The following is a 25,514-nucleotide window of genomic DNA, read 5'->3' on the forward strand; positions in this document are numbered from 1 at the left end:
ATCACGTGTGACTAAAAAAATGTTGTTTTTTCACTTTTTTTAGCCAATGAATGAGCTTTTCAGGATCTTCTCTTAGGAAAATGCTAGTTATTAGGTACTTATTGTTTACTTTAATTAACACATAACATTCTTGTAACCAGCTCAATAACCTATTCCCCACGATTTTAAAAATCTTTTTTAAGTCAATATTCGGCAGTGGTTGCCAAATAAAGTTTCCTTCTTCCAAAAAACTAACTTCCAAGATACGCCATAGTTCCTGTTTGGTCACTAAATATCCTTCTTTGGTTTTTAGTGCTTCCCAAACAAGCATTTTTAAATGAATATCTTCTTCAGAAGAAGGTAATAGCTTCAATCCAGGATAGTAAAACCAAGGAGGTAACTGGAGAATGTGACAACCTTTCGTATATAAAAAGCTCTGTGTTCTAAGCAACTGAGCATTTCTGTAACCAAGTTGTTGAGTCAATTTTTGATAATAATCATACATCAATTGACCAGTGTGCCGTCTACCTGGCAGTAAATTTAAATTAGCAGTCGGTAGTTGGATGATTTCTAGTAATTTTTTTTCGTAAAAATCCCATGATTGTTTTCTTCTATAAAATTGTTGACATTGACTCTCTTCAATATGACAAAGTAACTCTATTCGTTCTTGTTTCTTATTGGCCGACCATAAATAAAATCCCAAGGACTCCGAAAAATAAAGGAATTGTTTCGTTAACTGCGTGAGCTTGTCTTTAGGCACTAATCGTTCACCTAAAATCCAAACAACTTGATAGCCATGAGTTTGATAAGTCTCCGTCCGTTCCACCAAACGTTTAATTGGCAATGGACTACATTGAATTTCAATGGCTATCTTCCCAATGAGTAAATCTGGGCGTTGCTTCAAGGTGGGTAAGTATGCCTCAACTTGAAAGGACAGCTTTTCGCGTAAACACTTTTCCGCAAAAAGCTGCTTCAAGCGGAGGTGTTCTTCTGTTTCAGCCTCTGCTTCGTACCAACAACTATTCTTTTTACGATGAGCAAAATGGGGTATTTTAATGGGGCCTGCCTTCAAAATGACCGATTGATGACACATTGGACACACAAAAGCTTGTTCGCTTCGTATCTGTGTTAATTCATCAATCGAGCAATCGATTAAAGAAAATAATTCTTGGTTGTCTGCCGTTAAAGCTGTTAACATGATTTTCACCTCTCATAAATAAACTACGCAAAGTTTCTTAATTTTCATCAAAAAAAAAGCAAAAACCCGAAAGTTTTTGCTTTTTTGCTTAATCATTAAAGTAATAACGTGTTAATTCTAGCGCACTGCGTTCCATAATACAAGTGCCATATTCGACTAAAGTATCCTGAGTGACAGTTGTTTTATGAGCAAATTCTAAAATCTGTGCAATTTCATTGTCAACATTTGTTTTTTCTAATTCATCGGTTAAGAACAAAACTTGTAAGTAATAACAATCGTTGTACGTATATAAGTTAGTCAAAACAGATTGCATGAAGACTTCTTTGGATAATTGGATCATCGCTTCAAAATTATCTAATTCAAAGATTACATTTCTGTTTGTTTCATCTGTGGCTTCCATCTCGTCAAGTTCATCGGCGGCTGCTTTGTCTGCTTCAATTTGTTTGCGAATCAATTCGCTAACATCTGCATTGACTTCGCTCAGACCTTCTAAGGAAGACAAGTCGTCCATAGCGACATTTTTACTAATAAACAGTTCTAAACCATCATTTTTAGGCAAGACTTGGAAAGTGACTGCTTCACTGCCTTGGAATTCATCTTCGACATCAACTTCTTCTAAAATACTATAAAAGAAATTTTCAACATCTTTGTGGTTTCCTAGTAAGTCAAGAAAAGTAATCCCTCTATCCGCCAGGTCTTCGTTGCCAATTAACACACGAATCGTATTTTCATTAATATGTTCCATTTCCATAGCGCTACACCTCTCTTTGCTTCAATCAGGAAACTTCTTACGTTCATTGTAGCGAAAACTACACAAAAGTAAAGTGGAAAGTCTGTAAATCCTCGAAAACTAGCGAACATTTTATAAACTTTGAACTTTTTTAACGATTGGTTTTTCGCTCCTTCTACCTCTTCATCTTAACGCAGTCTCTCCAAAAAAGATACTATTTTTCCTTGACCACGTTCTGCCAAATCAAATGAATACAAGTTCTAAATATGTATTAAAAAGCCAGAGATAAAAATCCCTGGCCCTAAATTCATATGAATCGTTCTTTATTACAATTAACAAATAAAGAACAAAATTTTATATTTTTTATAAACCTGCCATTAATTGTGCTTGGCGCAATTCCAGTTGTCGAACATCTCTTGGTAAGAATCGACGAATTTCATCTTCGTTAAAACCGACTTGTAATCTTTTCTCATCAATCATAATTGGCCGACGCAACAATCCAGGGTTTTCTTGAACCAACTCTAATAAATCTTGAAGTGGAAGCTCGTCCAAATCCATATTTAATTTTTGGAAAACTTTAGAGCGAGTAGAGATAATCTCTTCTGTTCCATCTTCTGTCATGATTAAAATTGCTTTTAATTCCTCAATATTTAAAGGTTCAGAAAAAATATTTCTTTCTTTAAAAGGAATTTCGTGCTCTTGCAACCAGGCTCTAGCCTTACGACATGACGTGCAACTCGGGGAAGTATAAAGTGTCAACATTGTGCATCACTCCTTTTCGCGAATCATCGCGTTTCTGAAACAGGGAACTGTACTGTTCCTCTATTTAAAACCAGTATACCTAATTTCTAATAAAAATACTAGGGGTTTTTAAACATTTTTTATTAACTTTGTTTATTTTTCCTTCATTACACCCGTGTAAAATTAGGGTTAATTTTTATGAAATTTTATGGATGTTCGTTATGATTCTGTAAAAAAGTAATACAGTTTTCTATTTTTATAGTTGCTGTTATAATTTACTTCTCTTGGTGATTTTTCAAGAAGTTCCCATGTATTTTTTTCTAATAAAATGTATAATAGAACTATTCACTATCTTAAGTCTAAAGTCAGGTGGTTATTTAATGAAAACAATTTTTTCTGGTATTCAGCCCAGTGGTACTCCGACAATCGGAAATTACATTGGTGCAATGAAACAATTTATCGAATTACAAAATGAATACAATTGTTATTTTTGTATTGTGGATGAACATGCCATTACCGTTCCCCAAGAACCGCAAAAGCTACGCCAACAAATTCGTAGCTTAGCAGCTCTTTACCTAGCGGTTGGTTTAGACCCACAAAAAGCAACAATTTTCATACAGTCTGAAGTGAGTGCGCATGCAGAAGCTGGTTGGATCATTCAGTGCAATACTTCTATTGGTGAGTTAGAGCGAATGACACAATTTAAAGATAAATCGCAAAAAAATGGTCGTGCTGGCGTAAGCGCTGGTCTTTTAACATACCCTCCATTAATGGTTGGTGATATCGTGTTGTACAACGCTGACTTAGTGCCAGTCGGAGATGATCAAAAACAACACTTAGAATTAACACGTGATTTTGTGGAACGCTTCAACAAACGTTACGCTCAAAAAAATCAAGAAATTTTAACGATGCCTGAAGTAAAAATCGCTGAGCAAGGTAGTCGAATTATGAGCTTACAAGAACCAACGAAAAAGATGAGTAAGTCTGATACAAATGTGAAGGGCTTTATTTCAATGCTTGATGAGCCAGCAGTGATTCGCAAAAAAATCCGCTCTGCTGTAACTGATTCAACTGGTGTAATTGAATATAATAAAGAAGAAAAGCCTGGTATTACTAACTTACTAAATATTTATTCTGCTGCGACAGGTCAAACTGTTGAGGAACTTGTTCAAGCTTACGAAGGCAAAGGCTATGGAGACTTCAAAGCAGATTTAGCAGAAGCAGTAGTTGCCTTATTAGAACCTATTCAAGTGCGCTACCAAGAGCTTCTAGCTTCAGAAGAATTAGATATGATTTTAGATGAGGGTGCAGAAAACGCTCGCCAGGTAGCCAACAAAACACTTCAACGAATGAAAAATGCTGTTGGTTTGGGAAGAAAAGTTCGGCGCTAACTAAACATAAAAAAAAACCGCGAAGTTTTATTCGCGGTTTTTTTTATGTTCTAAATTGAGCATCGTACAGCCGACGATAGTGGCCTCTTTGCGCGTACAAAGTTTCATGTGTTCCATCTTCTAAAATTCCTTGGTCACTCACTACGATTATTCGATCAGCATGTTTAATCGTTGCCAGTCTGTGGGCAATAATTAATGTTGTTCGCCCGTCAGCTAACGAGTTTAATGACTCTTGAATCACTTGCTCTGTTTCTGTATCTAATGCAGAAGTCGCTTCATCTAGAATTAAAATTGGCGGGTTCTTCAAGAACATTCGCGCAATTGCCACTCGCTGCTTTTGACCGCCCGATAATTTCACGCCACGTTCGCCAATAATTGTGTCCAAGCCATCTGGCATTAGCTGAATTACATGTTCTAAATGTGCTAATTTCACCGCTTGTTGAATGTCTATTTCTGTAGCATTTAAATTCCCATAAGCAATATTTTCTCGTAATGTTCCAGGGAATAAAAACACATCTTGTTGAACAATTCCAATCTGCTTACGTAATGAAGCCAAGGTCATTTGCTGGATATTTCTACCGTCAATCGAAATTTCACCAATACTGACTTCATAAAAACGAGGCAACAGATTGCACAAGGTCGTTTTTCCTGAACCACTTTGGCCAACGAAAGCAACGGTTTCACCAGGTTGAATTTTTAAATTGATATGGTCTAAAACTTTTGTGCCATCTTCATAAGCAAATGAAACATCTTTATAGGCAATCGTTCCTTCTAAATGTGAAACAGCAACAGCTCCTGGCAAATCTTTGATGGACGGTTGTTTGTCCATTTCTTCCGTAAAACGTTTAAAGCCAGCAAATCCTTTGGGATAACTTTCAATCATATTATTGACTTTTTCAATCGGCCGAATAAAAATATTGGCTAATAAAATAAAGCCTACAAACTGACCTTCTGTAATTTCTCCTTTAATTGTATAATACGCACCAAAAATTAATGAAAATAAATTTATCAGACGAATTAATAAGTAATTATAGGCGGAACTGACACCCATCACCTTATAAAAATATAATTTCGATTTTCGATACATTTGATTTAAATAATTAAACTGTTTTCGTTCAAATGGTTCATTTGCAAAAGATTGCGTGACACGTATCCCACTTACTGACGCTTCAATCCCAGCATTAAATTCACCTAAATTATCGTAAATATCCGTATTCGCTTTTGTCATTTTTTTATTAAAATAGCCTAGCGCAATCGTGATAAATGGCAATAAAATAAACGTAGCGATGGCTAATTTCACGTGAATGGTTAACATTAATAAAAAAGAACCTGCTAACGTCATAATCGTAATAAAGACGTCTTCTGGACCATGATGCGCCACTTCCGAAATTTCAAAAAGATCAGTGGTCAAACGGCTCATTAATTTCCCTGTTTTTTGATTATCATAATACTCAAACGGTTGTGTTTGAAGATGTTGATATAATTCTTCACGCATATCTGTTTCAATATTCACGCCTAACATATGACCAAAATAAACCACAATAAATTGTAAAAACGTATTGATTATATAAAATGCAAATAAGCCCGCACTAGCTAATGCAATGAGGCGAAAATCTCCTTTTGGCATAATCTTATCAATTACTTGGTTGACTGCTACTGGAAAAGCCAACTCTAACAGCCCCGCAAAAACGGCACACCCAAAATCCAAAATAAATAATCGACGATACGGCCGATAATACCCAAAAAAACGCTTTAACATAACTCCCTAACTCTCCCCCTTCATTCTCATTCATTATACGGAAAAAGACTGTCTCTTGCAAAATTCTAACCTCTATCAGAACGCGTGTTATTTAAGTAACTTTGACTCAAAATAATTTTCACAAACTTTTCATTATCAGAATATTTTTTCATTTACCGTTTCCATTTTTTCGGTAAAAATAACTATAATTGTCTTTTCCCGCAAGGCTTTGATTTCTGTTCAAAACCTTGAAATACAGTGAAAAATACTCTATTTATTTGTGAAAATATCGGCTACAATATAACATATGAAAAGTTTTGTAAAAAAGTTAAGAGGTGCACTTGTTAAATGAGAACCATTGTTTTTGATGTTGATGACACGCTGTACGATCAGCAACAACCCTTTCGAAATGCGATGACTAAAATTTTCCCGAACGTTGCGACAGAGGATATGCATGAATTGTATCTTCGTTTTAGACACCACAGCGATGAAACGTTTCCGAAAGTTTTAGCCAATGAATGGTCCCTAGATTTCATGCGGTTTTTCCGGATGAATGAAACATTAAAGGATCTAAACTATCCAGGAATTTCACAAGAAGAAGGAAAAATTTTTCAACAAGTTTATGAAGAAGAATTGGATAATATTACGATGCATCCAGAAGTTACTAAGCTTCTTGATACTTTACAAGAGAAAGAAATTCCGATGGGGATTATTACAAATGGTCCAACAGACCATCAATTTAAAAAAGTTAAACAATTGAATCTTGAAAAATGGGTTCCAAGCCAAAATATCATTATTTCTCAAAGTACGGGTTTCCAAAAACCTGAAAAGGAAATTTTTGATTTAGCCTGTAATCAATTTTGTATGGAACCTGAACATACTTTATATGTTGGTGATAGTTATGACAATGATATTGTAGGCGCTCGTAATGGTGGCTGGCATTCTCTTTGGTTTAACCACCGCTCTCGAGAACTACCAAGTTGCCAACCTGCATCACACCTTGCAGAAGTCACTTGTTTCACCGAACTTTGTCCGACTGTGGAGAAATTATTTAATCTTTAAAAAAAAGCCGCTCTTCAAATTGAAGAACGGCTTTTTTTATTTATTTTTTTGTTTTTTCAGACGTAAAATGATGAACAGGCAGATTATCAATAAAAGGATCAATAAACCGATTAAGAGATAAATAAGTTTAGATTCCGTTTTTTTGACGGTTACATCTTTCTCATTAAATGTTTTTGCTTCCTCTTTTGAGATCGTAAATTCTTTCGTAAATTGCCATTTTTTTCCTGAGCCTTCCACAGTCATTGCCAATACATACGTCCCAGCTTCCATTTCATTTTCTTCATAAGGAATAGGAAAATTAAAAATTGAATTGGGCGCCATTTGCATATCTTCTTGTTCTTTCTCTAAAATAACGTTATTTGTTTTCTTATTTTTAACATTTGCCGTTACTTTCATTGATTGAAGATAGGCTGCTTCATGGTTTAGCAGTGTTGCAGAAATAACACTGCGCGCATTTCTTTGCGTCGGTTCAACTTTCTCTAAAGACAATTCAGGTTGCACAACTGTTTCATTTTCTCGAAGTAAAACAGCTACTGTATAGGCATAGCGATTTTCAATTGCTAAGCCGTTTGTATTTTCTTTTTGCTTGTCTTTCGTTTCATCGACTTTTTCACTAAACGTGATCCCGCCCGCTAGTTGCCCTGAAAACTCTTCTTTAGGCATCTTCACTCGCAATTCAACTACTTTTTCACTTTTAGCAGGCAATTCAACACTCTCACCGCCGTCTTTCAGTTGAATGATTTCTGATAAATCTGCTGGTGCAGATTTATCTAATGCTGTCAACGACTCGCCATATTCAATCACTCCGTTGCTGTTTGTTGTGGCCGACTTCACACTAACATCAATCACTAAATTTTCATCTGTACTATTGGCCGCTCGAACTTTCAAAATTTGTTCTTGGTCTGGTTTCATCATTAAATCAAAATATGTTTTTGTTTTATCTATTTGGTTTTCTGGAATTTCTGTTTCAACACTAAATCGTAATTCTGCTGCTGAGGTTTCAATCCCAAAAGCAAAGAAATAAAAACTTAGAATCATCAGAATAAAATATCTATTTTTCATTTCGCTCTACACTCCATTTCTATGTAAAGGAGAAAGGCTGAGTTCCCCTCTTCCTTTCTCCCAAAAGGTTCTTTTTATACTGGCGTATTAGCTAATGTCCAAGTAATTGTTGTTTTGTAGGCATCGTTTAATTTAACTGATTTACCTGGCACTTTTAATTGAACATCTTTCATTACTTGACGGCCGTCAACTTCAGCAATTGAACTAGCATTGCCGTATAAGTATGACCATTTCCCAGCACCTTGATCTGTTACGGCTACCATCACGTTATGACTTTCACCCACTGTACCAAAAGTTACGCTCGCTAAACTTGTTGGTGCAGCACTTTGTCCTGCTGTCACAGCTGAAGCATTTTGAAAGACAATTTCAGTTCCTTCAAGTGTCTGACCTTTTGTAGCAGAAGTAAATGCAGAATTTTGTTTTGCAGATAAAGTCCAGCCTTCTAAAGTTCCACGATTATCTGTAATTTGAGCAAATAATGGGCCCGTTTTTTCAACATTATTTTTATCTTTTAAAACTTGTGCTGATGCAAAATAGGTTTCATCTTTTGTGCTGATGATATTTTCACCAAAGTTTAAACTTGAAGCATAGTCCAAGGTTAAGGGACCTGTAGAACCTTCATCAACTGGTTTGTCAGGATTTACTGGGTCGATAGGTGTCACAGGATCTTTGCCGTCTTTGTCTTCTGGATCCACTACAGGATTTTTGCTGTTGGGATCTTTTTCATCTGGTGCTTTAAATTTTACAATAGCATCTGTGTCGCGATTAGCCACTTCCTCTGCTTGAACTGGTAGTGTGCCTACCGCGATGGTTGCTAAAATTAAGCTGCTTGCGATGGTCATTTTTTTCATGTTAGTGCTCCTTCTCTTCTATTGTTATAGTTTCAATAATTATACGCTTGGTAAATCAGCGATTGTCCATGTTAAAACAGTTTTGTATTGAACAGCATCTTTTGGTGTTGCTCCTGGTACAGTTAATGTGATCGCTGTATTTTTATCTACGCTTTCACCGTCAACTTCCACTTTTTCAATCCCACCGAACGCACTAAGCCAAGTTCCAGAACCTTGACCTTCAGCGGCAGACATCACATTTGATGAATCGCCAGCTACTAAAGTTACTTCATGCGCAGTTGGTGTAACTGCTTTGGAATTTGACACTGCTTTGTTTTGACTTAATTTAATTTCTGAACCGTCTAAAACTTTATTTAATGTTTCTTTTGTCGCTGTTAATTGTGTTTCTTGTTTAACTGTTAAAGCCCAACCGGCATTCGTTCCGCGTTTGTCGGAAATTTGTACATAATTTGGTTTAGGATTAGTCAAATCAGGACCAGAACCGTCTGCCAAGAAAAAGTATTGTGGATTTGCATAATATTTTTCATCTTTATTTGAAATTTTATTTTTGCCAAAGTCTAAATTAGAAGCATAATCGATACTTAGTGGACCAGTTGTTCCTTCATTTGGCTTATTGCCTGTGTCTGGTGTCGTTGGATCAAAGGGTTCAACAGGTTTTTCGGTATCTGGATTCACTGGATCGACAGGTTTGTTGATAGAGGCATCCGGTGTAAATTCTACGATGGCATTTGATTCATAGTTTTTTTCTTCTGCATTCACTTCTGGTGCAATAGCCACGCCTAAAGTGATAGCGGGGATTGTTGATAAGATAATTTTTTTCATTTTATTGTTCCTTCTTTCTTTTTTTTAAAATAAAACTAGCCATAAAGATGACTATTATTCCGAGATAATTAAACATTTGTTGCTGTTTAGTACCAGTTCGAGGTAAGAAGCCTGAGCCTTTTTGATCAACCGTTTTACTTGTTGAATGCTTCAATGATTCTCCACTCACTGCTGGTATTGCTTCCGACTGCTTGGGGAAACGCTGTGGTATCTTACCATCTGGTTTTTCTTTGTTGGCTGGTGGCTCATACTCGCCATAAAAAGAAACTTCTGCATTTGTCGGATAGGCATTTGTTTCAGCAAATACATCAACTGATGAAATCAATCCTAATAGCAATACACCGCTAACTATTTTTTTGATAAGACTCACCCCCTATTTTGCACTGCCATCAGGTACGTCCATCAAGTGCCAAGTTAGTTTTGCTTCGTATTCTTCTGCTTTGGCCGTCCCTCCAGGAACAGATAATAACAACTCTTGGTCATTTTCTTTCCATTGATCAGAAATATTTGTTTCTTGGTGTCCATTGACTTGGTTGTGAACAAGAATCGATTGGCCTTCTGGAATGTCCTGTAAGCGATGGTTGGTTCTAAATTTTAAAACATTTGGCAATGTAGCACCTGATTCAGATTTGAAATCAGAAGTAACGGTTAGTGCAAGCGACCAATTATTCCCCGTTTGACGAGTATCTCGTATCACTAATGGTTGATCCATGGAAACAATTGGATATTGGGTCGTACTACTAGCGATTTGCAGCTCATTCCCAAAGGAAATCGCTGTTGGTACCGTTTTGAACCTGACAGAGCCAACCACAGTGACTGTTAGCGCTAATTCATCAATCTTGTAGCCTTTATCATAGACTTCCACGACCAACTGCTGTTTTCCATAAGTTAGTTCTGGTAATAACAAGGCTTTTTCCTTAAATGTTTTAGAATTAGTGGTTGTTTCATCTGCTAATTTCTGGATTTCTTGGCCCTCTTTTTTGACAATAAATTGTAATCTATTCCCAGCATCGACATCTTGCCAATAAAAAGGCAGGGCTGTTTTTTGAAAGTCATCAATATCGATTGTTTTTTCCAACGACTTTTCTATACGCTCTTTTGACCAAGATAGTTTCGTTTCACTTAAGAAAACTTCTTTGACAGGTTGGACGACCGTTCCAGAAAAATTCCCCAAGTATGCTTTATCCGTTGATTCCCAGATATAAGAAACACCTTCATGAGCTTTGGGTAAATTCCATTCAAACAGTCCTTTTGTAGCATCGTAACTTCCATAAGGGCTAATCGTCAGCGGTGGAAATAGTTGACCATCACGAGATACCACCTTATTTTTTAATTGCAGGGGTTTCCCAGCAATATAATCGACAGAAGATAAGATAATCATTTGATTAGATACATCTAACCCTGTAATGGCCGTTAAGCCTTTTAACGGACTGATATCTGAAATTTGATTTTCTCCCACATCTAAAACTGTTAGATTGAGTGTTTTCTCTAACGGTGCCAAGGAAGAAATTTGATTGTTTCTTGCATACAGTACACGCAGATTAGGAACAGTGCTTAAAGCTTCCAGACTAGTAATCGTTTGATTCATAATACTCAACTCTTCTAGACGTTGTTTATTCGCCAAGGGCGCAATTGTTTTTAATTGATTATTTTCCACATAAAGACGGAGTAGGTTATTTGCTTCCGTAAGCCCATCTAAAGTAGCAATCTGATTGTTGGCAGCCCAAATGGTTTCTAAATTACGGAGAGAACGAAGCGGGTCGAAGGAAGTCACTCGATTATTCGGCGTGATTTTTGACGGATGATCTGTCGTATTTTGGATACTTAAATTTTTTAAAGCAGGCATTCCTTCAAGTCCATTTAATGTCGTTAATTGATTGTTCTCAACATACAAGCCTTCTAAACTAATTAATCCTGCTTGACCTAACGGACTAAGATCAGCTATTTTATTGTTTCTCATATATAAAAAACGTAATAGCTTAAATTCACCTTTAGCAAAAGGACTCAAATCTGTTACATTGAGTGAATCTTGAAAAGATAATTCTTCTAAGTTTCTTAGGTATTGAACTCCTTCCACATTAGAAACAACGACATTTTCTAAAATAACTTTATTCAGTTTATCCAATTCTGCTTGGGTGACAGTATTAGAGGTCCGAGATTTGCTTAACTGTTTTCTGATATTTTCCGCAAAGGCTGGATCAGGAAATAGTGTACTGATAGGCGTCGCTTTATCTAAGACAGCACCTGCGTATAATTGGGGCATCATCAGTTGTGCTTCCGTTATCGCTAGTGCTTCATTTGGCGGCTCTTCACTTGTTTCAACAGTCGTTAACTCTTCTGATTGGGGAATCTCCGAACTACTGGTTGCTGAGTTTTGCTCTTCTGCTGATGAAGTTTCTGGAATCTTTTCTTCTGAAACAGATGAAACATTTTCTTCACTGGAGGATGCGATTGTTTCGGACGTTTCGGCGAAAGTTGTTACAGGAAGTAGCAAACTATTAGCCAAAAGTAAGGCACTAACTGCGGAGATGCACATTTTTTTCATAAACTTCACCTCCTGATATTTCCTTAATTATAGTGAATATCAACTGAAAATGGGTTCAATTACGACAAACTGTCCAAATAAACTTGTATAGGCAAGACAAAGAGCACCAAATAGGGTTTTCTATCCCTATTTGGCGCTCTTTGTCGCTAAACACAACCAGAATTTATTATGACAAATTCTCAATTATGCCTAGTTTTCTTTTATTTCTTTTAAACTATCCTCTATTTTTTCCAATTGCCCAGCAAAAAATTCTTGTTTGGCTTTTGGTAAAAACAATGTGATAGATAAAAGGATCTGTTCTTTAAAGATTGACCAATCTGCGAATATTTCTTCATTGGTTAAAATCATTTCTATTTTTTCTGCTATTTTTTTCCAGAGGATCATTCGCCAGTTATTTTCACCCACTTCATATTCTTTAAACATGCTTAATACATGAAGAATATGGGGAACATTTTGGCTGACAATCGCCGCAAATAAAAAATCAATAATTACTTGCTCGATAATTTCTAGCGAGCGAATATCAATAATTTCCCGCTCATTGACAGATTGTAGTACACGAAAAAGTAACGAAGTTGGAAACGGCTGCAAGCCAACGTTTTTTTGTAATGCTAAAAATTTCAAATTAAAAATAGTATACACATCGGCATTAATTAATCGTTCCAGAATCTGATTTTCTAATGCAATAATTTCCTCTTTTGTCACAACCGTTTGAGGGTTAAAAAGATATTCCAACGCCAACATCGAATACATTACTTCTTGCTTTCCTAAAGCAAAAGACGATTTCTCATAATACGCCCGATAATCTGCAACGATTCGACTACTTTCTTGAAAATTTTTACTAAAGATTGCTTGATTAAACTGCTCCTTAGCTAAAACTGTTTTGGACATTGGCGTTAATTTTTCTGTCATTTCCATCGGCGAAATAGACAAGATTTCCACAATAATGGCTAAATCCGAAATACGCAATTCACTATTTCCTTGGACAAAGCGTTGATAACTTCGACTAGAAACACCATTTTCATCAAAGACACGCAGAGGAATATTTTTCCCTTTACGAATCCGTTCAATTTCTTCACCTAGCGGCCGATATTCCATATATTCTTTTTGTTTCAAACGAATTACTCCATTTCTCTTTAAATAAGATAGCAACTAAGTTGAACGGCTATTCTCCAATGCTTAAAATTGTGCGAATATCTTCTTCCGTCATTTTCGCTAATTGCTCTTCATTTCCTTGAATCACTTTTTGGAACAGCTCGCGTTTCTCTTGCTGTAAGGAATTCATTTTTTCTTCAACCGTTCCTTCTGCAATCATCCGCCACACTTCAACAACCTTTTTTTGTCCCATGCGGTGTGCCCGACCAGCCGCTTGTTCTTCGACTGCGGGATTCCACCATAAATCGTATAAAATAACTGTATCTGCACCAGTTAAATTTAGTCCGGTTCCCCCTGCTTTCAATGAAATTAAGAAGACATCTTTTTCTCCTTCATTGAAGGCATTCGCCATCGTTAACCGATCTTGAGGCTTCGTACTTCCTCGTAAATAGAACGTCTCTAAACCTAATTCATTCAATTCTTTTTCTAAGATAGAAAGCATACTTGTGAACTGAGAAAATAATAGGACACGACGATTGTTTTCTTTGGCAGCCACTAAAAAGTCTTTGACTTGTTCCACTTTGCCAGAACCTCCCGTGTAATCCTCAATAAACAAACGCGGATCGCAACAGATTTGTCGTAAACGGGTCAAGCCTGCTAAAATACTCATGCGATTTTTCTTGAAGGTCGCCTGATCCATTTGACTAACATCTGCTTGCATTTGTTTTAGATAGGCCAAATAAACCGTTTTTTGTTCTTCTGTTAAGACACTGTACATATTATTTTCAATTTTTTCTGGTAAGTCTGCAAGCACCGTTTTCTTGTCTCGTCGTAAAATGAATGGTTGAACCATTTTGGCAATTTCTTCCGGCTTAATTTCTCGAAAGGCTTTTTTGCCTGGGAACAATCCCGGTAAGATCATTTGGAAAATTGACCACAGTTCATCTAAATTATTTTCAATTGGTGTGCCACTTAATGCAAAACGTTGCGGTACTTTTAAACTTTTTAAGGCTTGCGCCGTTTTAGTCCCACTATTTTTAACCATTTGAGCCTCATCTAGAATCAAATAGCCGACACTCATTTCCTGATAAAGCTGAACATCTTGTCGCATACTTGCATAAGAAGTAATCAGAATATCTTCGGTGCTATTTTGTAAAAGCGCTGCTCGTTCTTGGCGATTGCCAGAAACCACTTGAACATTTAAGGTTGGCGCAAAACGTTTGACTTCGGCTAACCAGTTATAGGTTAAACTTGCAGGAGCGACAATCAAAGCTGTCCCTTTCAAGCGCTCTTCTTCTTTTTCCGAAAGTAAATAGGTAATGGTTTGCAGTGTCTTCCCTAAACCCATTTCATCAGCTAAAATACCGCCAAATTGATAATGGCTAAGCATTTTCAGCCATTTATACCCTGTTTCTTGGTAATGGCGTAACGTTGCTTGTAAGGTTTTGGGGACTTGCGCTTCAAAGTTTTCTGGATGCGTTAAATCCGTGACCATTTTTTTAAAGGAATCTGAAAAATGTGCCCGCTCGTTGTCTTCTAATAAACTTTCGATCATGAGGCCTTGGTTTTTGGGCACATGAATGACATTGTCTTCTTGATGCATATTTTTTCGCAGCTTCGTTAAAATTGCACTTGTATGGAAAAATTCCTCTGAATCAAAAGCAAGAATTTCACCACTTTTTAACGTATAAAAAGCATCATTACGTAGCAGACTAGTCAATACTGCATCAATTTCGGTTTCATCAATGCCAGTGACATCAAACCGAATATCTAACCAAGAATCCCCTTCCGCAACTTCAATCGTTGGTTGATGATGCTGGGCATCTAAATACAATTCCCGTAATTTCCGTCCCATCCGAACTTCTCCTAATTGACGGAAAGCTGGTACTTCGGCTTTAAAGAAATAATACAAGGACTCCCCAGCAGGTAAGACTTTTTCAAAGCCTGTGGTTGTTTGCTGATAGGCAAACTGTTGAAATTGCTGCTTAATTGCTGTTTCTTTTGCTTTATCTCGAACGATTTCTTGATTGACTTCAGGTAATTGAGCATATTTCGGGTTTGTCGAGAAAATGACTTCTCCATAGTGATAGTCAATCCGAGCGTTAATCCGACCTTTAATTTTCTTAAAAATAAAGACTGCTTTTAAAGGATGATGGACGACTAATTCTTCAACTGATTCTTCAACAGACACTCGACCAATTTTTTCCAATAATGGTAACACTTCACTAAATAAATCAGAAACTGTTTCTTTTTCATAAATAATGGACGGCTCTTCCAAGCGTTTCATTAATTGAAGTAACGTGGTGTAGATGGCTTCCTGCTCTTCTGTTAGTAAATAAACCGTTTGATCCGCAATCGCCCAGTGATAGTGGGCTAGAAACGTTGTAATAGGATTCTGAATAGTTAATTTGAAGCTTTGTTCCTCGGTTTTTTGCACTGTAAACGTAAGTGGCAAACTGGTTTCTTTGAACGTTAGATAGCGATACTTATGAGTTTGATTGGTTAATATAAACTGACCCGTTCGATTCATTTTTTCAACTAACGATTGACTGCGATCAATTGGTAATAATAGATAACGTTTGTCGATTTTCCCTTTAACTTGAATACCGTTTGCACCTAATAATTGGCTGGTATGATAAATTGCCGCAAGTTCTGTTAAAATTGCTTGAATCTCCATTGAAAAAGAATCATGTAGCAAAGTAAATTGGTGTTGCTTATTCACCATAAAAGTCATTTCTTTTTCATATGCTTGTAAAAAATCACCAATATTTTTCACAATATATGTTTTAGGTTTGGTGCCTTCCAAACCAATTTTTAAAGAAAGACCAATCGTTGATAATTCTGGATAGTAATTATTCGTTTCGATCACATCTAAATGAAATTCTAAACGTAAAGGCTGCAAGGGAACTTCGGCAGAAGCTTTGCTTAATTTGGCAAAGCCTTTGGTAAACATTTCAGCTGTTGATCGATTTGTTTTCTCAAAACTGACTGTTTGATTCGCTTGAATAATTCTTGACACGCCTCGTTGTTTCAGTGCCAGTTCAACAGCCACTGTATGCTTGCAATAGCCATGTTCCATCCAATATTGACATTCACAAACATCTTGTTCTTTGGCGGTACCATCCAATTCAACAAGATAAAGTTCTTCCCCTAAAACCTCAGACAACCAGATCCTTTTTTCTGGATTTTGAACGATAGATAAGACCCGGCCTTCTTGCATATATTCGCGTCCTTGTTCAACGATTCGCTCTGGAATACTCCATTTCATCGACTCACCTCCTCTTCTACTAAGCTAGCTGATAGTGAACGGTACTTTGACCATTCCCATTGCTTTTTATTTGTAATTGTTGTGGAATTCGTGCTTTTAATTCGCCAATATGACTAATAATCCCAATCATGCGGCCTTCATTTTCAATCGTTTCTAACGCCTCCATTGCCATTTCCAATGCTTCTTCATCTAAGGAACCAAAGCCTTCATCAATAAACAACGCATCAATTAAGACTCCGCCTGCTTGTTCTTGAATCACTTCTGCTAAAGAAAGTGCCAACGCTAACGCTGCTATAAAACTTTCCCCGCCTGATAACGTGTGAGCGCTGCGCACCGTCCCTGAATTGTCATCATAAATATTGATTTCTAGCCCCGTTTGATTCCGATAACTACCTGCTTCGTGATTCAATTCAAATTGATAACGACTATTGGTCAGGCGGTCTAAACGCTGATTAGCGACTGTCAGCACTCTTTCTAAATACGTTTGTAACATATACCGTTCAAAACTAATTTTTTTAGGATTATTGCCATTCACCGTATCTGCCAACTGTTGAAGTGCAGTAACTTCCTCAAACTTGTCTTCAATTGTTGTTCTTTGCGCATTAATTTCTTGAACCAACTGTTGGTTGTTCAACATTTTTTCATGCAGTTGATAGTATTTTTTTTCTTGCTCTTCAATTTGTTGTATTATTTGTTCAATTTCTGTGGTGATTAAAGATAATTCTGGGAACGTATCACTAGATAATTTTTTCTCAATTTCAGCGAGTTGGATAGTCAGTTGGGTTTGCTCTTGTTCAAATAAAGCAATTTGTTCTTGCTGACTTTCTAGTGTCGGTACCTCTTTCAACCACTCCGTCAATTGGTCCTCTGTCACGCCTTGTTCCGTTAAAACTGCCTTTAACTGACTCTCAAGTTGCGCGACTGTTTGTTGAAGTGTTTGTTGTTCTTTCTCCAAATGCGTCAACGTACTTTCAAGGATCATTTCTTCTTTCTTCAAGGTTTCTCCTTGTGTCGTCACGTTTTCTTTTTGACGTTCAAATGCAGAGAGTTCTTCTTGAAGCAAAGCTTGTTGTTTGGTCATTTCTTCGTATGTGACGGTTGCATCCAATAATTGGCTAGCAATCATTTGCTGCTGGATAGTGATTCTTTCCAGACTTTGTTGCATTGTTTCTACTTGTTGTCGGAGCACTTCAAAGCGTTGGGAATTTTCAGCTACTTGTTCTTCTAGTTCCGCCAGACGGTCCTTTTCGACTGAAATTTCCGTTAGTTTTTGTGCTATTTGTTGTTTTTCTTTAGCTAATTGCGACTCAACTTCCGCAATTTCTGCAGGTGTTACTTGTGAAAAAGTTAGTCCTGTTAACGGCAACTGCAAGTCAGCAAACTGCGCTGCTAATTGTTCTTGTTCCTCAGTATACGCAGCTTCCTGTTCTTGTAATTGGCTTTCTTTCTGTTGCTTTTCCGCCCCTAATGCAGAGAGCGTTTCAGTAAATCGTTGAACCGTTTTTTCAACTTCCGTTAATTCCCGTTCCGCTTGATCAATCTCTTCTAAGGAAACTTCTTGATGAGTTTGTTGCTTTGGATGTTCTAAAGAGCCACAAACTGGGCAAGGTTCCCCCTCTTCAAGTAACAAGCTTAATCGTTGGATTTGTAAAGAGGCCCATTGACTTTTCTTTGTCTGCAACTTCGCTTCTTCGGCGCTTTTTTGTTGCTGTTCAACAGCAAACCGTTGTGTCAACTCGTGCAATTCCACTTGGTTTTGACTAATTTTTTGCCAAGCTTTTTGATTTTTTTGCCAACGTTCTACAAAATTTTGCCAATGATCTGCTACACTAGAACATTCAAAATTTGCTTTTTCAAGTGTTCCTTCTTGTTCAATAAATTGTTTGGCTGTCGCCACTTTATCCGCTAATGTTATTTTTTCCTGTTGGCAAGATTCATACTCTTTTTGAATAGCTTGATAATTGGCTTGTTCTGCTATTTGTTGTTGGGCTAACTGTTCATATTCTTGGTATTGTGGTAATTGACGTTGAATCGTTTGAAGACGTTCTTGTTTTTCAGCAATCAATGGTTGTTGTTCTTCCAACTCACTCAGGATTGCTTGCCAATCCGTCAATGCTTGTTGCGTTTCCATGAGAGCTTGTTGTTTGGACTTTGTTTCTTGTTCTTTTTGTTGTTTTTCGCTTCGTTTTTCAAAGACTTTTTCAGCTAAAGATTGCTGTTTTTGGCTCCATTTTAATTGCTGAATCTGTTCCTTTAGCCGCTCAATGACGGTTTCCTGTTCAGCTTGTTTTGTTTTCTTTTCCAGTAATTCTTCTTTTTGCTGTTGCAAGTTTTGTCGTTCTTCAATAGCATAACGAACTTGCTCTTTTGCTTGTTTGGCTTGTTTTAAGGTTGCAATTTGTTCTCTTTCAACTAATAGTTGTTGCTGAGCCTCTTGTTGTTGGCTTTCTAATAATTGAAGTTTTTCAAAAAGTGTCATTGTCGGTTCAGGTTCTTCTGACCAATGCAACTGTTCTGTTTTCAGTTCAATTTTTTGCTGGGTTTCTTGAATCTCTTGATTGGCAATTTTTAAGCGTTCTTTTAAATTTTCGCTGAACAACTGATACAATTCTGTTCCGAATAAATTACGCAAAACCTTTTCTTTTTCATCACTTTTAGCAATTAAAAAAGTCCGAAACTCTCCTTGTGGTAACAATACAATTTGAGCAAATTGATTGGCATTCAAATGCAATAATTCTTGAATGAGTTCGTCCACTTCGCGTCTTTTAGAATAGGCTCGTAGTTCTTTCCCTTGAGCATCTTTGACAATTAAAGAAATTTTGGCACTTTGTTTACGGACTCCTGTGCCACGTTTTTTAAAAAGTTCTTGTTCGGGAAGGCGGTTCAGTTCATAGAGATACTCGTTATGTTTAAAAAGCAAAGTAACTTCAGTGGCTTCTGAGGGGTCAGCAAATGTGGAACGCATTTCTTTGCCTAAACGTAATTTTCCAGAACTTTCACCAAACAAAGCATAGCTCATTCCATCAAAAATCGTTGTTTTCCCAGACCCTGTTTTTCCACTAATTAGAAAAAGTGAAGAATCTTCAAACTTCGTAAAATCAATGGTTTCATTAATATACGGTCCGAAGTTTTTCAATGTTAAAGATAATGGTTTCATCCTATTACTTCCCTCTTTCTAATTGATTAAGTGTACTCAGTTCTTCTTGGACCCATTGTGCTTGTTGTTCTGTCAGGGCCTCTCCTGTCACATCGTAAAAAAAGTCATGCAGATGTTCTTCTGGTGAGCGTTGTTCTATTTGTACCATTTTTTTCTGATTTCCGCTGCTTGTTTCTCGACCATTCAAACGTTCCAGCCCAATAATTTTGGGGTAAATTTTTCGCAATTGATTCATCATGTTGGGAATGATCGCTCGGTCGGTTAATTGGACATGTAAATAATTTTCCCGATTCACTTCTTGATAAAAAGCGGGATCCGTTAACTGCTGAAACGAGCCCGTCAATTGTTGAATGTCTCGCAATGGTTTCAAAGCACGGAATTGAAAATGAACTTCAGTTTCTGTTTCAACAAGCCATACACCCTTTTCTTGTGTCATTTCTGATAAAGAAAATTTTACAGGCGAGCCACTGTATCGAGCATTAGGTGCCTGCAACGCATTTTTTCCATGTAAGTGGCCCAACGCGACGTAATCAAAAGGATCTAACAAAGCCGTCGGTACAACATCCAAACCACCCACTGTTAATTTTGTTTCAGAATCAGTTTTTTCACTGCCAGCGACAAAAAAATGACTAACTAACACTTGTTTTTTGTTGGGGAGAAAAGATTCCTGCATTTTCGCGACAACTTTTTCCATCGCCGCCTGAATCGTTCGAATCGTTTCATCTTCAAAATATAAGCGAGCCGCAATCGGTTCAAAATAAGGCAACAAATAAAATTGGGTATTGTCGATTTCAATTGGTTGAAAGGCTTGTTCTAAACGCGTATTCAAATGAAATTGCGTTTGGTTAAACCAAGGGCCTCCTGTTTCTAAACGCGTGCTGCTATCATGGTTTCCCGAAATAGCTAACACGGGGAAATGCTCTTTGAGATTCATTTGAATCATCATTTCATTAAAAATCTCGACTGCTTCAACCGCTGGAACAGAGCGATCATACAAATCTCCAGCGATCACAACAGCATCTACTTGCTCTTCTTTCGCAATTGCTAAGATTTGTTTAAAGGCTTCCCTTTGTTCTGCCAACAAATCAAAACCATGTAATTTTTTGCCAATATGCCAATCTGCTGTATGTAAAAATTTCATTTTTTCACCGCCTAAAAAAGTCCTTCTTATTATTATAACAAATTTCTGGTATTTTTTAAGAAAATCGGACAGAAGAATTAGATTTTTAACAAACTTTTTTCTTAACGCAAGAAAAAAGACAGGGAGCATCATCTTTTGATGAGACTACCTGCCAATAACATTCCTAATCTGTAGCGGTTCGTTTTATTCTTTTTCTGTTGATTCATATTTAAAAGTTGGATCAATTTCTTTATCTAACTGATCAAATGCTTCTTGCATCCGACGTTCCACTTCAGCTAAACCGTCTTTATCCATTTTTTTAATATCGCTAATATCGATTGGCTCCCCAAAACGAACCGTTACTTTTTTACGTTTAAACAACTCTTTTAAAGTTAACGGACCTTGATAAACAGATGGCACGATAGGTACTCGCCCCATTTTAGCAATCAAGGCTACCCCGCCTTTTAATTCTGAGGAATGACGCGTGCCACTAGGGAACATAATCAAACTTAAATCAGAATTTTTTAAAATTTTGACAGGTGTTTTAATCGCGCTGGGACCGGGCTTCTCACGATCCACCGGAAACGCATTCGCATGTTTTAAAATGAAACGTAAAACAGGATTTTTAAACAACTCTTTTTTTGCCATAAAACTAAACTTCTTAGGACTGCCAGCAACAGCTAAATACAGCGGTTCCCACCATGTTCGATGCGGCGCAACTAAGACATAGTTTTGGTCTTTTGGTAATTTTTCTTTATTTTCATAATGTGCATTTCCATTAATCACAAATAAAATGACGCGAACCACGCCACGCATAAATGTAAAAAACATAATTTTCTTCCTTTCTTCTCTCCGCTTTCTAGTATGCCGAAAGCTCTACCTTTTGACAAGCTTTTTTTACGTCTATCAATTAGAGAAATAACATGTCCCTACTAATCTAGGGAACAGATTTTGTCATACGGGTTTAAAAGTAGTATAATACATGAACAATCAGATGAAAAGTTGGAGGTTCTTAATCTATGTTATTATCCGGCGAACGGATTGATCAATTATATGCGGATGATATTCAAATTATTCAAAGCAAAGAAGTCTTTTCTTTTTCCATTGATGCAGTCTTATTGGCTAATTTTCCGCAACTACCAAAAAAAGGCAAGATTGTCGATTTGTGTGCTGGCAATGGCGCGGTCGGCCTCTTCGTTAGTCGGAAAACAGCTGCAAAGATCGACCAAATCGAATTACAACCTCGTTTGGCAGATATGGGTCAACGAAGTATTCTATTAAATAAATTGGAAAAACAAGTAACGATGTATGAACGTGATTTAAAACAAGCGACAGAGGTCATCAAAAAAGATTCTGTCGATTTAGTACTATGTAATCCCCCATACTTTAAAGAACGACCAACTAGCCAAAAAAATCCAAACCCGCATTTAGCGATTGCCCGTCATGAAATTCACACGTCTCTTCAAGAAGTGGTCACTGTGTCGGCGGATTTATTAAAAACAAATGGTCGCCTCGCAATGGTTCATCGACCTGATCGTTTCCTTGATATTTTACATGCCATGGAAAACGCCAATATTGCGCCGAAAAAAGCTCGGTTTGTTTATCCGAAGCCAGGCAAAGAAGCCAACGTTTTACTAATTGAAGGCATTAAACAAGGCAAAAAAGACGGTTTTCGTGTGTTACCACCTCTTTTTACATACAATGAAAAGAACGAATACGAAGCAGAAATGAAGGCTATGCTGTATGGAGAATAAGAAATCCCATTATTTTTATGTTTTACTTTGCCAAGATGGTTCCTTTTACGGTGGCTATACAACTGAGCCAGAACGTCGATTAACCGAACATAATAGCGGAACTGGTGCAAAATATACTCGATTAGCCAAACGACGGCCAGTCAAAATGATTCATACAGAGAAATTTGAAACACGTAGCGCGGCCACCAAAGCCGAAGCCGCCTTTAAAAAATTAACGCGCAAACAAAAAGAACAGTATTTAAAAACCTTTCATTAAATGACAACAAGCAAAAAGAAACAGCCATCATTTCATTGATGAAATGATGGCTGTTTCTTTCTCTTTTTAAACTAAGTTCTCGACAAATTGAATAACCATTTCGGCTGATTTTTTCCCAGCTTCATCGATGAATTCGTCAAAGCTTTGAGTTGCTTCGCCATCTGCTGTATCACTCATTGCCCGTACAACTAAGAATGGAATATTGAACTGTGAAGCGGCTTGGCCAATTGCTGCGCCTTCCATTTCACAAGCTAAGGCTTCAGGAAACTCTTTCTTAATTTTGGCGATTTTCTCAGCGCTGTCCACAAAAGTATCTCCAGTAACAATCAATCCTTTACGAATAGCTAAACCAGTTTTTTCAGCGGCTTTCGCAATTTCCATCCGCAAGTATTCACTTGTTTCAAAATACAAAGGCACACCACCAGGCAATTGTCCATAGGCATAACCAAAACCAGTGACATCAACATCAAAGTAAGCTAATTTGTCTGCAATGACTAAATCGCCGACTTTTAGTCCTTCACCGATACCACCAGCAGAACCTGTATTAATCACCATATTTACGCCATATTGATGAATCAATAAAGTCGTGGTCACAGCTGAGGCCACTTTACCAATTCCTGAACGAACCACAATCACCTCGTGTCTTCCTAACGAACCAGAAACAAATAAAGCGCCTGCTCGTTCCCATGACATCGTGTCTGTCAATTTTTCTTTTAGAATTTTGACCTCTTGATCCATTGCTCCAATAATTCCAATTTTCATAGTGATTCCTCTTTTCTATAAATTCAAAACGATATATGCCACAACGGCTAATAAAATCGCTACAATAATAATTGCCTTGTTTAACCAAGTACTCCGTTCTCGACGCTTCGAGTATTCTCCTACTCGCGACTTGTTAATCGGTTTTTGTTTTTTCTTTTCTTTACGATAAAACGTCGAAATTTCTTTTTCTTTTCGCTTATACGCTTTTTCCGCCAGCTTCTGCTCTTCCTGCTGACGACGTTCCGCTTCTTTTTCTTCTGCTTCTCTGCGTTTGCGAAGTTCTGTCCGAGTGACTAACGGACCTTTGCTCATTGCGTGTCCTCCTTAAACTGTCTCTGCAGTAAATACAATTCCCAGTATTGTATAGCAAAAAGTGTTTTGGCATCACAAATCGTGCCCTTTGCCACTTCTGCTTTGGCTTCAGCTATTGTTAGCTCGTAAAGTTCCAAGATTTCATCTTCATCTTGAGGACGCGGATTTTCGACTTTCTGCAAATCCGTTGCCAAATAGAGAGCCAATTTTTCATTAGCAAATCCTGGTGACAGATACATTGAATTTATGTAGGTGAGCTGACCTGCACGATACCCAGTTTCTTCTTCTAATTCCCGCATAGCCGTCATTTCCAATTGATTTTCTTCTCCAGGATCAATTTTTCCCGCCGGAATTTCTAAAATTACTTGTTCCAAGGGTTTTCTAAATTGTTTAACTAAGACGATTTTTCCTTCTGCGGTTAACGGAATCATAGCTACTGCACCTGAATGAAAAACCAATTCGCGTTTAGCAGTGCCGCCTGTCGGTAAAGCCACGTCATCCAAAAAAACATCAATAATCTTTCCTTTAAAAATTTCTCGACGTTGAAGTGTTTTTTCTTCGAAGTCCTCATAATTTAACATATCTTTCACCAACCTTTCTTGTTTATCATACCCTAAAATGATAAAAATCGCACCCCTTCTTCTCTAGTTAAACCCTTTTCAAAGAAAAAAATTTATTGCTTTAGAAAAAAATTACATTTTCGAAAAAAAATAGACATAAAAAATTCACAACTTCCTTGTATTATTTAAGCATACCAACAAACAACCCTAACAAAACACTTTTTCATTTTTAACTCCTTTCCCGTCCTACCCCCAATTAGGACGGGTCTTTTTTTGCGTTTTATACTTTTTTTCTTAGGATTTCACTAAATCATAAAATACATCTTCCGCTGTATGTCTTTTCTCTCACAGAGTATGCTAAAATAACTATTGTAACGAGAGCTGACTCTTTCGAGGATTAGATAGATAGGAGGAACTATATAAATGAACAAATTAAATACAAAATTACTGATTGGCTATATTCTTTTAGGAGCCTTAATCATTGCTGTTGCTAGAGAATATGGCTTCTTCGCTTTTGTGATTCTGGTAGGCTTTTTAGTATTCGTTCTCTATCGAAAAAAGAAAAATGCCGCCGACAAGAGCGATCAAATGCCTTACTTAACGAAAGATAAAGAAGCCCATTATCGTGAGTTGGGGTTATCTCCACAAGAAATTGATTTTTTCAGAAGTACAATGAGCACAGCCAAAAAACAAATCATACAATTACAAGAAAACATGAATCGTTCAACTAAATTACGGGCGATTGACTTACGTAATGATACAACGAAGGTTTCTAAAGCTCTGTTTAAAGAGTTAGTGAAAGAACCTAAAAAGTTACACTTAGCCAATCACTTTCTCTACACACATTTACCAAATATCGTTGACTTAACAAGTAAGCATTTAGAAATCGAACAACATGAAGTAAAAAACAAACAAACGTATGAAAAATTAGAAGAAAGCGCACAAATCATTGACCAATTGTCAAAATTAGTTAAAAATGATTATGAGGAAATCGTTTCCGATGACTTAGACGATTTAGATGTCGAAATGTCGATCGCTAAAAGCAGCTTGTCGCAAAAAGCTGCAACTGAGGAATCACCTCAAGTAAACGAAGACCAGCAATAATCATTAGGGA

Annotated in this window: 22 protein-coding genes; 5 read left to right on the plus strand and 17 right to left on the minus strand. The window is 37.0% G+C overall.

All coding sequences use genetic code 11. The features are described from left to right. Position 1: 1 nt before the first annotated feature. The 3 genes from IGL07_RS10740 to spxA form a co-directional block, all read right to left on the minus strand. Positions 2 to 1,177 carry a competence protein CoiA gene (locus IGL07_RS10740; RefSeq protein ID WP_010712745.1) on the minus strand — a complete coding sequence of 392 codons (1,176 nt, stop codon included), beginning with the start codon at positions 1,175 to 1,177 and terminating at the stop codon, positions 2 to 4. Between the two features lie 88 nt (positions 1,178 to 1,265). After that, a complete protein-coding gene (locus tag IGL07_RS10745; protein WP_010712746.1) occupies positions 1,266 to 1,928 on the minus strand; it encodes an adaptor protein MecA in 663 nt (220 codons plus the stop codon). 342 nt (positions 1,929 to 2,270) lie between these two features. Further along, a complete protein-coding gene (spxA, locus tag IGL07_RS10750; protein ID WP_002356477.1) occupies positions 2,271 to 2,669 on the minus strand; it encodes a transcriptional regulator SpxA in 399 nt (132 codons plus the stop codon). Between the two features lie 359 nt (positions 2,670 to 3,028). On the opposite strand from spxA, the gene trpS reads away from it, so the two are divergent. Then, entirely contained in the window at positions 3,029 to 4,039 is a 1,011-nt protein-coding gene (gene trpS / locus IGL07_RS10755; protein WP_002359559.1) for a tryptophan--tRNA ligase, read from the plus strand. A 43-nt stretch (positions 4,040 to 4,082) separates the two neighbouring features. Here trpS and IGL07_RS10760 read toward each other — a convergent pair whose 3' ends face one another. After that, positions 4,083 to 5,798, minus strand: coding sequence for an ABC transporter ATP-binding protein (locus tag IGL07_RS10760; protein WP_104879668.1), 1,716 nt, complete (start codon positions 5,796 to 5,798; stop codon positions 4,083 to 4,085). A 327-nt stretch (positions 5,799 to 6,125) separates the two neighbouring features. Between IGL07_RS10760 and IGL07_RS10765 the strand changes: the two genes are divergently transcribed. Then, on the plus strand, positions 6,126 to 6,839 hold the full coding sequence (locus tag IGL07_RS10765; protein WP_002356474.1) for an HAD family hydrolase: 714 nt from the start codon (positions 6,126 to 6,128) through the stop codon (positions 6,837 to 6,839). 36 nt (positions 6,840 to 6,875) lie between these two features. Here IGL07_RS10765 and elrE read toward each other — a convergent pair whose 3' ends face one another. The 10 genes from elrE to IGL07_RS10815 all read right to left on the minus strand — a co-directional run bounded on the left by elrE (position 6,876) and on the right by IGL07_RS10815 (position 21,587). Beyond that, entirely contained in the window at positions 6,876 to 7,901 is a 1,026-nt protein-coding gene (gene elrE / locus IGL07_RS10770) for a transmembrane protein ElrE (protein ID WP_002376547.1), read from the minus strand. A gap of 74 nt (positions 7,902 to 7,975) precedes the next feature. Continuing rightward, positions 7,976 to 8,752, minus strand: coding sequence for a WxL domain-containing protein ElrD (gene elrD, locus IGL07_RS10775; RefSeq protein ID WP_002376545.1), 777 nt, complete (start codon positions 8,750 to 8,752; stop codon positions 7,976 to 7,978). A gap of 39 nt (positions 8,753 to 8,791) precedes the next feature. After that, on the minus strand, positions 8,792 to 9,574 hold the full coding sequence (elrC, locus tag IGL07_RS10780) for a WxL domain-containing protein ElrC (protein WP_195526172.1): 783 nt from the start codon (positions 9,572 to 9,574) through the stop codon (positions 8,792 to 8,794). A 1-nt stretch (position 9,575) separates the two neighbouring features. Next, positions 9,576 to 9,944: an LPXTG anchor domain-containing protein ElrB gene (gene elrB / locus IGL07_RS10785; protein WP_002356469.1), complete on the minus strand. Its 369-nt coding sequence runs from the start codon at positions 9,942 to 9,944 to the stop codon at positions 9,576 to 9,578. A 3-nt stretch (positions 9,945 to 9,947) separates the two neighbouring features. Beyond that, a complete protein-coding gene (elrA, locus tag IGL07_RS10790; RefSeq protein ID WP_010817568.1) occupies positions 9,948 to 12,119 on the minus strand; it encodes an enterococcal leucine-rich protein ElrA in 2,172 nt (723 codons plus the stop codon). Between the two features lie 189 nt (positions 12,120 to 12,308). Continuing rightward, complete coding sequence (elrR, locus tag IGL07_RS10795) at positions 12,309 to 13,214, minus strand: Rgg family transcriptional regulator ElrR (RefSeq protein ID WP_002385708.1); 906 nt, start codon at positions 13,212 to 13,214, stop codon at positions 12,309 to 12,311. 67 nt (positions 13,215 to 13,281) lie between these two features. Beyond that, positions 13,282 to 16,479, minus strand: coding sequence for a DEAD/DEAH box helicase (locus IGL07_RS10800; RefSeq protein ID WP_010817569.1), 3,198 nt, complete (start codon positions 16,477 to 16,479; stop codon positions 13,282 to 13,284). 19 nt (positions 16,480 to 16,498) lie between these two features. Then, the gene (locus IGL07_RS10805; RefSeq protein WP_010817570.1) at positions 16,499 to 19,636 is read right to left on the minus strand and encodes an SbcC/MukB-like Walker B domain-containing protein; all 3,138 of its coding nucleotides are present in this window, start codon (positions 19,634 to 19,636) and stop codon (positions 16,499 to 16,501) included. Between the two features lie 4 nt (positions 19,637 to 19,640). After that, positions 19,641 to 20,909, minus strand: coding sequence for an exonuclease SbcCD subunit D (locus tag IGL07_RS10810; RefSeq protein WP_173958990.1), 1,269 nt, complete (start codon positions 20,907 to 20,909; stop codon positions 19,641 to 19,643). 51 nt (positions 20,910 to 20,960) lie between these two features. Beyond that, a complete protein-coding gene (locus IGL07_RS10815; RefSeq protein WP_002356461.1) occupies positions 20,961 to 21,587 on the minus strand; it encodes a lysophospholipid acyltransferase family protein in 627 nt (208 codons plus the stop codon). A gap of 188 nt (positions 21,588 to 21,775) precedes the next feature. Here IGL07_RS10815 and IGL07_RS10820 point away from each other — a divergent pair, with 188 nt between their 5' ends. Together IGL07_RS10820 and IGL07_RS10825 are read left to right on the plus strand one after the other, a co-directional pair. After that, the gene (locus IGL07_RS10820; RefSeq protein ID WP_002356457.1) at positions 21,776 to 22,510 is read left to right on the plus strand and encodes a tRNA1(Val) (adenine(37)-N6)-methyltransferase; all 735 of its coding nucleotides are present in this window, start codon (positions 21,776 to 21,778) and stop codon (positions 22,508 to 22,510) included. Further along, positions 22,500 to 22,766, plus strand: a complete 267-nt coding sequence (locus tag IGL07_RS10825) for a GIY-YIG nuclease family protein (RefSeq protein WP_002356455.1) — start codon at positions 22,500 to 22,502, stop codon at positions 22,764 to 22,766. Before IGL07_RS10820 ends, IGL07_RS10825 begins: the two co-directional genes overlap by 11 nt. Before the next feature lie 66 nt (positions 22,767 to 22,832). On the opposite strand, the gene IGL07_RS10830 is transcribed toward IGL07_RS10825, so the two are convergent. From IGL07_RS10830 to IGL07_RS10840, 3 genes are read right to left on the minus strand one after another with little or no spacing between them, the layout of a single operon-like run. Next, positions 22,833 to 23,528, minus strand: a complete 696-nt coding sequence (locus IGL07_RS10830) for a 5'-methylthioadenosine/adenosylhomocysteine nucleosidase (protein WP_010817572.1) — start codon at positions 23,526 to 23,528, stop codon at positions 22,833 to 22,835. 15 nt (positions 23,529 to 23,543) lie between these two features. Then, the gene (gene macP, locus IGL07_RS10835) at positions 23,544 to 23,840 is read right to left on the minus strand and encodes a cell wall synthase accessory phosphoprotein MacP (protein ID WP_002356451.1); all 297 of its coding nucleotides are present in this window, start codon (positions 23,838 to 23,840) and stop codon (positions 23,544 to 23,546) included. Continuing rightward, the gene (locus IGL07_RS10840; protein ID WP_002367189.1) at positions 23,837 to 24,421 is read right to left on the minus strand and encodes an NUDIX domain-containing protein; all 585 of its coding nucleotides are present in this window, start codon (positions 24,419 to 24,421) and stop codon (positions 23,837 to 23,839) included. The genes macP and IGL07_RS10840 overlap by 4 nt, the downstream gene beginning before the upstream one ends. Before the next feature lie 402 nt (positions 24,422 to 24,823). On the opposite strand from IGL07_RS10840, the gene IGL07_RS10845 reads away from it, so the two are divergent. Continuing rightward, a complete protein-coding gene (locus tag IGL07_RS10845; protein ID WP_002356448.1) occupies positions 24,824 to 25,504 on the plus strand; it encodes a 5-bromo-4-chloroindolyl phosphate hydrolysis family protein in 681 nt (226 codons plus the stop codon). The last annotated feature ends 10 nt before the right edge of the window (positions 25,505 to 25,514 follow it).

The sequence above is a fragment of the Enterococcus sp. DIV1368f genome (assembly GCF_051712245.1).
Classification (GTDB): domain Bacteria; phylum Bacillota; class Bacilli; order Lactobacillales; family Enterococcaceae; genus Enterococcus; species Enterococcus faecalis.